Raw genomic sequence first — 10871 nt, 5'->3', positions numbered from 1 at the left:
ATGAAAACTCAGGGGCACGTCACCATCGTCGCCGCCTTGGTCGAGCATCTGCGCGCAACCGCGCCAAAAGGCGCCTATGTCAGCATGATGGCGGACGGCGAAGCCCATCGCCTCTATGCGCAGTACGGATTTGAGCTGACTGCCCCGCGATCCGTCGGCATGGCCTTCGTGATCTGATCGAACACGCCTCGGCGGACCTTAGTGGTGGCGAACTGCTCACGGCGATGCTGGAACGTCTTCAACTATGCGCCATGAGCGGTCAGTTCTTAGCCGGGCGACATCACGAGGCAAACCAAGGGCGCGTACTGTTAAACTCAACGGCTACCTCTCGATCCTCTACAGCCGCGACTTGAAGGCTGATGAACATGATGACGTGACCCGTAATTGAAGTTCAAGCGGAGGTCTCTACGCCCCCACTGGACTTCGAACTTCTAGGGCGACGTCGTTGGCAGCTGAGCCGACAGAGCTGACCAGCACAGACGAAGGCTCATATCCACCGTCAGGCTTCTCGCGGGCTGTGATGAAAATGACCTGCGGGTAAGGATCCGTCCGTGTGCACATGACGAATATGTCCTCGAAATGTTGGTTCGCCAGCGCGGCGTTGAGGTCGGGCAAGACGGCGGCTGCGTCGCCCCGTCTTAGATCGAGCTTGGAAACGCTTGCCCGGCCTGCGCTCACGCCAATTTCTAAGATTACCTGGCGCTCGCCGCAGTCAAACTTATAAGACGCCGACCAGGTTGAAACCGGCTGGGGGTGCGGTCCCATATAGATGACATTCGGCTTGTCAGATTGCGGGGCGGGATTGAGCGCAAAGCCGGTGATGGCTGCGGTGAGGGCGAGAGTAATGATCTGTGATGCCTATGATGCGAGTTTCAACGCGTACCCCCGAATGATGAAAGGCCGCCCCCCCTCAAGGATGACGGCCTTGCGCTTCCACCACAGGGGCCAACTAGGAAGAGGCCACGACTCCACAATCGTCTAACGCCGTGTCAGGTTCCGATTCAGAGGGGACGGATCTTATTTTACAGAGGCCGCTACCGGACGGTTCTTTGGGGGTGATTGATGCCTGATCCCAAACAAGACGATGAGGCCCACAACGCCCTCTATCGCTCTGAAGATTTCACCAAGCTCCAATACGAACCGCCGACGCTGTTTCAGCGGACTGCAGCCAGGCTCAAAATCATCGGCGTGTGTATAGGCATCACGACGTTTGTGGGATTCTGTGGACGTCTTTGGGGTGTGATTTGAAACGACGAAAGGGCGCCCTCCGAAGAGCGCGGGCCTCGAATGGTGAGCTAAAGCCGCGCTGAAAACTGATCATCAGCCAGCAGGGGGAGAGCTTGAAGCGGGCTGTACGCAATCTTCACCACGACCATCCAGCACTGACCTTGCCCATGACCTTGTCCTCCGTGAAGCTCATCCCTGCACCGAGATCTAGATTGTTTGAGCGGCGTGAGTAACTAAGACCCACGGCAAGGGTGCCGTCATAGGTGGCGGACGACATTCCAAATCTGTTTGACCTGCCTTCGGCTGGGCCTTGAATTTCCAAAGCTCCGGCCAATGCCAAACCTTGGCTTAAATTACGATCCTGAAGGTCACGGAAGGCGCGGAGATCTTGCCTGACCGTGTCAACAGCGGCCTGCGCGACATCGTATACTCGAAACTGTTGATAGACTTCGACATCGCCGGGCAAGTCGTCTGAAACTTGCTATAGTCACTTCCGGGATTTGCGGCGTTGAGTGCGGCGACGCGTGCTGAGCTTGCACAGGATGCTCCAACGACCGCGTTTGGGTCCAGCGAGCCGCTTGAGGGAACATCATTACGGTAGGTTGCGACTGCAGGTATCGTCGTTTGGGCAATCGCCGAACCGCAGATCAAAAGGCTAGCAGTGCCAGCGAGTAAGATTTTCATGTTTCTCTCCATCGAAGGCTGCACGAGACTCGCCTGTTCGGGCTTTGCCAACATTAATCCGGCGATCGGCGACGTAGATGCGGCGGGTCGCCTTGACCTCGCCCCGCGCGGCCGCTGCACTCGGCGACGTTCCTATGAGCCCTAAGCGACAAGCCGCCGCCCTCGAAAGGACGGCGACCCAGGCCGCGCAACACTTGAAACCGGTATCGCAAATGGTCTCGGCTCCACAATCGCATAACGCCGTGTCAGGTTCCAATCTGGGAGGACTGAGCCATGGCGACACGGAAGACCCTCATTAGATCGAGCGCGGGCGTTCGCCTTCAGCGGATTGAGCATCTGGCCCGGCAACACGTCGTTCAATCGTCCTGGCGTCTGTCAACGATGCGACAGAACCAGCCTCGCTCGTTCGCCGATGAAGCGGCAGCCGAGGATGCGTTCGATATGGAGGTTGTCGTGTCCCTGGCCAACCAGATCATCGTAGATATGCAGCGGCGCGGATTGATCGACTGAATGAAAACGCTCGTACTTACATCAGCAGTCTTACTCGCCACATTCTCTGCGTCCGACACTTCCGCTCAAACGGTGTCGGACGATAGGATGTCCAGTGTCCAGGCGCTGATGACGGAAAATCCAGAGTGGCTTCACCTGCCGGCTTGGATGGGCTTTCGTTGGAAATCATCCATCGGAGATGCCGGTGGCGGCGTTTGGATCTATTTCGCGCCGACACGTGACGGAGCGCCCGCCGGTCGACCTACGAGACCAAGATATGTCGCACAGAAAAAGTCGGTACGCGTCGGCGGTGTAGCCAGATCCGAGTGGACGACGACGGATGAGTGCCCTGCCTTGATGAAGACCATTCGTAGTTTTGAGCAACTGGAGACGCCCCGCATTGCAGTCATAGGCCTTCGCTGGCCACCGACGATGCCGGAGATCACGCTAGACGGTACGATCTGGACAATATGGGCGTATCAGACAGTCCAGTCCGATGATGTCCCCGCCGACATATCCATGACGTCAAGTGGTGGATTCATCGAGAAGTGGGGCCGAGAGGCAATAGAAGATCTAGCCTCATGCTGGATGCCTGCGGAACCGGCCGGGAACTTCTGATGTGCAACCTCTATCGCCAGCGCTCGGCCCTCAAGCCATCATGGACTTGGTTGGCGCAATGCGCTCGACGGTCGGCAATCTTGCGCCGGGCGACATCTATCCCGACTACCCGGCCCCAATCGTCAGATAAGATGGGGATGAGCGGGTGCTTGCCTCCGCGCGCTGGGGCATGCCCTCGTCCAAGAAGGCGATCTTCGATAATGCCACCAAACGGGCGGACAAGTTGCGGGCCAAGGGCGGCGAGGTCGACTTCCAGAAGATCCTGGAGTTCGAACCCGACAGTGGCACGACCAACGTGCGCAACACCAGCTCCAGCCATTGGCGCCCGCACCTATCGCCGGCGTTGCGCTGCCTGGTCCCCTTCACGGCCTTCAGCGAACCAGGCCGGGATGCCGCCGGCAAGTACCGCCCCATTTGGTTCAAGCTCGCGGGCGATGAGCCCGAGCCGCTCGCCTTCTTCGCCGGCATTCACGTTTGGGCCCACACCAGCGTGCGCAGGATCAAGACCGGCATGGAGACGATCGACGTCTTCGCTCTTCTGACGACCGAACCCAACGCGGAGGTCGGCTCGGTTCATCCCAAGGCCATGCCGGTGATCTTGACGCAGTCCGACGAGATCGAGGCCTGGATGACGGCGCCGTGGGAAACGGCCAAGGCGCTTCAGCGCCCGCTGCCCGACGGCGCTCTGTCAGTTGTCCACGCCTGAACCGCGTAAACTGGCCGATCGTTGATAAAAGGCGATCCGGTCCCTCAATGGCGCTGGCCACAAGGTCTGCGGTCAACGGATCAGGCGACAGGCCACAGCGCGCCAACGCCGCCTCAAACAAAGTCTGGTCGACCGCCAAGGCCACGAACAGTGTCATCGATGAGCGGCGCTTGAGATCATCGGGCGATCCTAACAGATGAGGCACCGAATCCACCGACCCCGTGGTCGCGGTGTGAGTGGCGCGAGCAAGCCGCGCCCCTTAGACCTTATGAGCCAGGTAACCCTAGGCCTCCTCGAGCGACTCGATGCCATAGAAGGCGGCCGTCGAAGACCGCCCCATTGACCGGGCCTGGGGGAAGACGAACCACATCCAGTGACTTGTCTTGCGACCTGCCGCGAGCTCGGCCATCGCAGTTTCGAACACGCGATCTTGAGCTAGGACGAAACGGTCGAGTGCTGTTGTCACTCGCCCGCCTCGCCCAGACTGGTGAACTAGTCTGCCCAGAGGGTGTTTCGCGCCATACGTCGATTTAGATCGGGCGAGCCGTCGTTCCACCACACCGGGCCCCTCTCGCCCGGTCCCACCTTGGCCTTGTCGACGCTGCGCCGCGCTGCGGCCAGGGCGTCCCTGTCCCCAGTTGCGAGGGCTTTCCGCACCGCCTTACGCGCACGGCATCAGGTCGTGCACCAGCCCGTCCTTCACCGCAGCCGACAGAGCGGGATCGGGCCAGCGTCACTACCGACCAGGCGCCTTCCTTCGCGGAGCCGTGCGGCTCCGACACTTTCTGAGCGGAAAACTGACGTGCGGGGTCTGTGGCGGCCAGATGACCCGAAGCGGAGCCGACCAACGCTTTATGTGCTCATGGCGGCGAGACCGCGGAAAACTGTCATGCACAACGCTCGAGAGATCAAGAGCGCCGAGATTGAAGCGTGCCAGCCGCGATCAAGAACCGACTGCTGACGCTGGAACGCGTGGCGCTCATCGTCGAAGAGGCGAAGCTCGCCGCAGAGAATGACGCGCGTAGGATCACCCAGGCTCGATCGAAACTCGACAGTGACTTTGCAGAAGTCAAGGGCCGCGCCGAAGGTCTGGTCGACCAGATCGCCGTTGGCGTCCTTGCGGGCGCTGCAGTCAAAGATCGTCTGGATGCGCTGGAAGCGCGGCGAAGCCAGATTGACTCAGAACTGGCCCAAGCGCCGGCGGCGTCGGTCGTCGCCCTGCATCCTCGTGTGCCCAAGCATTAACGGACCGTGGTGGACTCGCTGGAGCGCGCCTTGGCTCGCAGCGACAGCAAGGCCGCGGCTGAGGCCCGAGACCTGGCGCGCAAGTTGATTGAAACCGTCGTGGTCACGCCGCTAGCAGCGCGATGAGATTTTACCTTGACAGTACAAGGCAAAATCGCCGCCCTGGTGAACCTAAACGGCGACAATACTACGAAGTTGGGTGCGGGAGTAGGATTTGAACCTACGACCTTCAGGTTATGAGCCTGACGAGCTACCGGGCTGCTCCATCCCGCGGCAAGCGGTAGTGTATCGAGAAGGAAGAACGGTTTCGAGAAGGACCGCGATTGCGGTTTTTGTTCATCATCGGCTGTCCGCCTGGTAGACCCGGCGGCGACCTACTCTCCCGCGCCTTGAGACGAAGTACCATTGGCTCTGGAGGGCTTAACGACCGAGTTCGGAATGGGATCGGGTGGGGAACCTCCGACATAGCCACCAGGTCAACCAGGGGGACAGCGGATGATGAGAAGACATTGTCTGAGATTGCTCTGGTCAAGGAGCAATCATCGAATGAGTTTTGCTGAGAAACGATCAAACCGATCGGATTATTAGTACCAGTAAGCTTCATGGGTCGCCCCACTTCCACACCTGGCCTATCAACGTGGTAGTCTTCCACGATCCTCAGCGAAGCCTTGTTTTGAGGTTAGTTTCCCGCTTAGATGCTTTCAGCGGTTATCTATTCCATACTTAGCTACCCTGCTGCACAGCTGGCGCCATGACAGGTACACCAGAGGTATGTCCATCCCGGTCCTCTCGTACTAGGGACAGATCCTCTCAAGCTTCGAACACCCACGGCAGATAGGGACCAAACTGTCTCACGACGTTCTGAACCCAGCTCACGTACCACTTTAAATGGCGAACAGCCATACCCTTGGGACCTGCTCCAGCCCCAGGATGTGATGAGCCGACATCGAGGTGCCAAACTTTGCCGTCGATATGGACTCTTGGGCAAAATCAGCCTGTTATCCCTAGAGTACCTTTTATCCGTTGAGCGATGGCCCTTCCACTCGGGACCACCGGATCACTATGGCCGACTTTCGTCCCTGCTCGACTTGTCAGTCTCGCAGTCAGGCGGGCTTATGCCATTGCACTCGACGACCGATTTCCGACCGGTCTGAGCCCACCATCGCGCGCCTCCGTTACACTTTAGGAGGCGACCGCCCCAGTCAAACTACCCACCACGCCATGTCCCGGGACCGGATAACGGCCCTCGGTTAGACGTCAACGACAGTAAGGGTGGTATTTCAAGGACGACTCCACCAGAGCTGGCGCCCCGGTTTCATAGTCTCCCACCTATCCTACACATACGGTCGCTAACGCCAAGGCGAAGCTATAGTAAAGGTTCATAGGGTCTTTCCGTCTGACCGCGGGAACCCCGCATCTTCACGGGGAATTCAATTTCACTGAGCCTATGCTGGAGACAGTGGGGAAGTCGTTACGCCATTCGTGCAGGTCGGAACTTACCCGACAAGGAATTTCGCTACCTTAGGACCGTTATAGTTACGGCCGCCGTTTACCTGGGCTTCAGTTCGACGCTTTCACATCTCCCTTTAACCTTCAGGCACCGGGCAGGCGTCAGACCCTATACGTCGCATTGCTGCTTCGCAGAGCCCTGTGTTTTTGCTAAACAGTCGCTACCCCCTGGCTTGTGCCACTCAGTCCTGCTTGCGCAAGGTGAGTCACGCTTATTCCGAAGTTACGCGTGCAATTTGCCGAGTTCCTTCAGCATAGTTCTCTCAAACGCCTTGGTATGCTCTACCTGACCACCTGTGTCGGTTTCGGGTACGGTCTCTGCTGGAGTTATTTCCTGGGACAACGCCCCCGCACACACAATCCAATAAGTGGGTACGAGTTAAGCCATCCGTCACTTCCAGCTGGTGCAGGAATATTTACCTGCTTCCCATCGACTACGCTTTTCAGCCTCGCCTTAGGGGCCGACTAACCCTGCGCAGATTAGCTTTACGCAGGAACCCTTGGTCTTTCGGCGAGAGTGTCTCTCACACTCTTATCGTTACTCATGTCAGCATTCTCACTTCCGATACCTCCAGCCAGGCTCACGCCTGACCTTCACCGGCCTACGGAACGCTCCGCTACCGCTTGCAGTAAACTGCAAACCCATATCTTCGGCGCACGGCTTGAGCCCCGTTACATTTTCCGCGCAGGATCGCTTGATCAGTGAGCTGTTACGCTTTCTTTAAAGGATGGCTGCTTCTAAGCCAACCTCCTGATTGTCAAAGCAATCCCACATCGTTTCCCACTTAGCCGTGACTTGGGGGCCTTAGATGATGGTTAGGGTTGTTTCCCTTTTCACGACGGACGTTAGCACCCGCCGTGTGTCTGCCCGATAGTTCTCTTGGGTATTCGGAGTTTGGTTAGTATTGGTACCGCTCGCGCAGCCCGCAACCATCCAGTGCTCTACCCCCCAAGGAATTCGTCGGACGCTCTACCTAAATAGATTTCGCGGAGAACCAGCTATGTCCAGGTTTGATTGGCCTTTCACCCCTATCCACAAGTCATCCCAGAATTTTTCAACATTCACGGGTTCGGTCCTCCAGTTGGTGTTACCCAACCTTCAACCTGCTCATGGATAGATCACCTGGTTTCGGGTCGTCATACGTCGAACTTAGCGCCCTATTCAGACTCGCTTTCGCTGCGCCTACACCTAACGGCTTAAGCTTGCTCGACACATGAAGTCGCTGACCCATTATACAAAAGGTACGCCGTCACCGCGCTTGGCGGCTCCGACTGCTTGTAGGCTTCCGATTTCAGGATCTGTTTCACTCCCCTTGTCGGGGTGCTTTTCACCTTTCCCTCACGGTACTTGTTCACTATCGGTCGTAGAGGAGTACTTAGGCTTGGAGGGTGGTCCCCCCATGTTCAGACAGGATTTCACGTGTCCCGCCCTACTCGAGTCTCTTGCTGTTTGATGACTACGGGGCTTTCACCCACTATGGCCGACCTTTCCAGATCGTTCGTCTTTATTTCACAAGAGCACTGGCCTGGTCCCGGTTCGCTCGCCACTACTACGGGAGTCTCGGTTGATGTCCTTTCCTCCGGGTACTGAGATGTTTCAGTTCCCCGGGTTCGCTTAATGAAGCCTATGTATTCAGCTCATTATACCTTTCAACAATCCGCCAATCGCTGCTTCCGAAGAAACAGAGTTGGAAGACTGTAAAGGTGGGTTTCCCCATTCGGAAATAACCGGATCAAAGGGTGCTAGCGCCTCCCCGGTTCTTATCGCAGCTTGCCACGTCCTTCATCGCCTCTCTACGCCAAGGCATCCGTCAGAAGCCCTTCAACGTTTGATCGTTTCTCAGCAAAACTCATGCTTGGTTTATTCCGCCCGACTGGAAAGATGCCGGGGGACCAAGCCTGATTTTTGTCAGACAATGTCTTCTTCTCGAACAAGACCTCAAAGCTCAGGGGAGCCGGTCACGTTCTTCCTTTACGATATCAATGCACGCCAACCCGAAGGCCGACGGCAAACTTGAATGCGATCACAAGATCCTGGTGGAGCCAGACGGAGTCGAACCGACGACATCCTGCTTGCAAAGCAGGCGCTCTACCAACTGAGCTATGGCCCCATTCCATCAGGAATGGTGCGAAGCCCAGGAGAGCTGTCATACGATACTGTCCAAGGCTGGAGTCCAGCAGGGCTGGTAGGCCCGGGCAGACTCGAACTGCCGACCTTACGCTTATCAGGCGTACGCTCTAACCACCTGAGCTACGGGCCTATGGCAGCGACAGCCGGGTCATAAACACCCAGGCTCGCGATCGCGTCACCAACTCAACGACCCGTATGGTCGAGGCGTCGATGACGAAAGTGGAAAGAGAAACGGAGACGGCGGCGTTCCGCCGTTTGTGCCTAGCGCTATCGCATTGCTGCTTGAGCGCATCAGCTATTGGAGCCTCAATAGACAGTCTCGTGAGAGACGGCCTGGAGAAGCATCCTTAGAAAGGAGGTGATCCAGCCGCAGGTTCCCCTACGGCTACCTTGTTACGACTTCACCCCAGTCGCTGACCCTACCGTGGTCGCCTGCCTCCTTGCGGTCAGCGCAGCGCCTTCGGGTAGAACCAACTCCCATGGTGTGACGGGCGGTGTGTACAAGGCCCGGGAACGTATTCACCGCGGCATGCTGATCCGCGATTACTAGCGATTCCAACTTCATGCCCTCGAGTTGCAGAGGACAATCCGAACTGAGACGACTTTTAAGGATTAACCCTCTGTAGTCGCCATTGTAGCACGTGTGTAGCCCACCCTGTAAGGGCCATGAGGACTTGACGTCATCCCCACCTTCCTCCGGCTTAGCACCGGCAGTCCCATTAGAGTTCCCAACTAAATGATGGCAACTAATGGCGAGGGTTGCGCTCGTTGCGGGACTTAACCCAACATCTCACGACACGAGCTGACGACAGCCATGCAGCACCTGTGTCCTAGTCCCCGAAGGGAAAGCCACGTCTCCGTGGCGGTCCAGGCATGTCAAAAGGTGGTAAGGTTCTGCGCGTTGCTTCGAATTAAACCACATGCTCCACCGCTTGTGCGGGCCCCCGTCAATTCCTTTGAGTTTTAATCTTGCGACCGTACTCCCCAGGCGGATTGCTTAATGCGTTAGCTGCGTCACCGAAATGCATGCATCCCGACAACTAGCAATCATCGTTTACGGCGTGGACTACCAGGGTATCTAATCCTGTTTGCTCCCCACGCTTTCGAGCCTCAGCGTCAGTAATGAGCCAGTGTGTCGCCTTCGCCACTGGTGTTCTTCCGAATATCTACGAATTTCACCTCTACACTCGGAGTTCCACACACCTCTCTCATACTCAAGACACCCAGTATCAAAGGCAATTCCGAGGTTGAGCCCCGGGATTTCACCCCTGACTTAAATGTCCGCCTACGCTCCCTTTACGCCCAGTAATTCCGAGCAACGCTAGCCCCCTTCGTATTACCGCGGCTGCTGGCACGAAGTTAGCCGGGGCTTCTTCTCCGGGTACCGTCATTATCGTCCCCGGTGAAAGAATTTTACAATCCTAAGACCTTCATCATTCACGCGGCATGGCTGCGTCAGGCTTTCGCCCATTGCGCAAGATTCCCCACTGCTGCCTCCCGTAGGAGTTTGGGCCGTGTCTCAGTCCCAATGTGGCTGATCATCCTCTCAGACCAGCTACTGATCGTCGCCTTGGTGAGCCTTTACCTCACCAACTAGCTAATCAGACGCGGGCCGCTCTAAAGGCGATAAATCTTTCCCCCGAAGGGCACATTCGGTATTAGCACAAGTTTCCCTGAGTTATTCCGAACCTAAAGGCACGTTCCCACGTGTTACTCACCCGTCCGCCACTAACTCCGAAGAGTTCGTTCGACTTGCATGTGTTAGGCCTGCCGCCAGCGTTCGCTCTGAGCCAGGATCAAACTCTCAGGTTGAGTTGACTTCTGACCTAAGCATCGGACCGACCGAAGTCGTCCTTGGCATTAGTTCTACGTATTTTATTGACGAGTTCCCACGTCATCGATCCGAAGACCGACGCATGGTATCTTTTCAAAAAGACCGCAGATAGTCAGTGTCGTATGATAGTCTCTGAGGACTATCGCAAGAACACCGCCGCCTGCGTTTCTCTTTCCAAATCAACAATGTCAAAGACCCTGGAACCTCTGGAGAGGCCCGACCGTTTAACGCCGTGTCGTCGGCGGAGGCGGCGATTTAGAGAACCGCAAACCCCGTGTCAACCGCTCTTTTCAGAGATCTTTCGGAGAGAAGAGCGAACCCTTCAGACCGCAAGAAACCACCGGAGGAAAGCGAGGCTTACCTCTGAAAACCCGTCGGCGATTCGATTGGAGCGCGGAACCTAGTGAAACCAACCGATGAAAGCAAGA

5 protein-coding genes, 3 tRNA genes, 3 rRNA genes and 1 pseudogene are annotated in these 10871 nt (G+C 57.0%); 4 read left to right on the top strand and 8 right to left on the bottom strand.

The window, feature by feature from the left end:
• The first annotated feature begins 1062 nt into the window (after positions 1 to 1062).
• Entirely contained in the window at positions 1063 to 1248 is a 186-nt protein-coding gene (locus tag VH88_RS16110) for a hypothetical protein (RefSeq protein ID WP_156146842.1), read from the top strand.
• A 115-nt stretch (positions 1249 to 1363) separates the two neighbouring features.
• Here VH88_RS16110 and VH88_RS16105 read toward each other — a convergent pair whose 3' ends face one another.
• Positions 1364 to 1693, bottom strand: coding sequence for a YadA-like family protein (locus VH88_RS16105; RefSeq protein ID WP_156146841.1), 330 nt, complete (start codon positions 1691 to 1693; stop codon positions 1364 to 1366).
• A gap of 1470 nt (positions 1694 to 3163) precedes the next feature.
• Between VH88_RS16105 and VH88_RS13180 the strand changes: the two genes are divergently transcribed.
• Positions 3164 to 3724 carry an SOS response-associated peptidase family protein gene (locus VH88_RS13180; protein ID WP_231576690.1) on the top strand — a complete coding sequence of 187 codons (561 nt, stop codon included), beginning with the start codon at positions 3164 to 3166 and terminating at the stop codon, positions 3722 to 3724.
• A gap of 106 nt (positions 3725 to 3830) precedes the next feature.
• On the opposite strand, the pseudogene VH88_RS16535 reads toward VH88_RS13180, so the two are convergent.
• A pseudogene (locus tag VH88_RS16535) lies at positions 3831 to 4190 on the bottom strand (DUF1810 domain-containing protein); the annotation flags it as partial.
• A gap of 358 nt (positions 4191 to 4548) precedes the next feature.
• On the opposite strand from VH88_RS16535, the gene VH88_RS16735 reads away from it, so the two are divergent.
• Complete coding sequence (locus VH88_RS16735) at positions 4549 to 4740, top strand: hypothetical protein (RefSeq protein ID WP_082064502.1); 192 nt, start codon at positions 4549 to 4551, stop codon at positions 4738 to 4740.
• The gene (locus VH88_RS13170; RefSeq protein ID WP_045811668.1) at positions 4655 to 4969 is read left to right on the top strand and encodes a hypothetical protein; all 315 of its coding nucleotides are present in this window, start codon (positions 4655 to 4657) and stop codon (positions 4967 to 4969) included. Before VH88_RS16735 ends, VH88_RS13170 begins: the two co-directional genes overlap by 86 nt.
• A 196-nt stretch (positions 4970 to 5165) precedes the next feature.
• Here VH88_RS13170 and VH88_RS13165 read toward each other — a convergent pair.
• The 6 genes from VH88_RS13165 to VH88_RS13140 all read right to left on the bottom strand — a co-directional run bounded on the left by VH88_RS13165 (position 5166) and on the right by VH88_RS13140 (position 10421).
• Positions 5166 to 5242: transfer RNA gene (locus tag VH88_RS13165), tRNA-Met, on the bottom strand.
• An 88-nt stretch (positions 5243 to 5330) separates the two neighbouring features.
• Positions 5331 to 5445: ribosomal RNA gene (gene rrf, locus VH88_RS13160) — 5S ribosomal RNA — on the bottom strand.
• Between the two features lie 87 nt (positions 5446 to 5532).
• A 23S ribosomal RNA gene (locus VH88_RS13155) occupies positions 5533 to 8313 on the bottom strand.
• Between the two features lie 200 nt (positions 8314 to 8513).
• Positions 8514 to 8589 (bottom strand) — tRNA-Ala (locus VH88_RS13150).
• A 73-nt stretch (positions 8590 to 8662) separates the two neighbouring features.
• A tRNA-Ile gene (locus VH88_RS13145) sits at positions 8663 to 8739 on the bottom strand.
• Positions 8740 to 8960: 221 nt separating this feature from the next.
• Positions 8961 to 10421 (bottom strand): 16S ribosomal RNA (locus VH88_RS13140).
• Together the 16S, 23S and 5S rRNA genes with 3 tRNA genes alongside form the textbook arrangement of a ribosomal RNA operon.
• Between the last annotated feature and the right edge of the window lie 450 nt (positions 10422 to 10871).

The sequence above is a fragment of the Brevundimonas sp. KM4 genome, from assembly GCF_000964075.1.
Classification (GTDB): Bacteria; Pseudomonadota; Alphaproteobacteria; order Caulobacterales; family Caulobacteraceae; genus Brevundimonas; species Brevundimonas huaxiensis.
This window is presented reverse-complemented; position numbering and strand designations above follow the sequence as displayed.

What these genes read in the sequence shown, in the direction of transcription:
- VH88_RS16110 (WP_156146842.1), top strand. Translation starts at nt 1,063, where the DNA reads ATGCCTGATCCCAAACAAGACGATGAGGCCCACAACGCCCTCTATCGC.
- VH88_RS16735 (WP_082064502.1), top strand. Translation starts at nt 4,549, where the DNA reads ATGACCCGAAGCGGAGCCGACCAACGCTTTATGTGCTCATGGCGGCGA.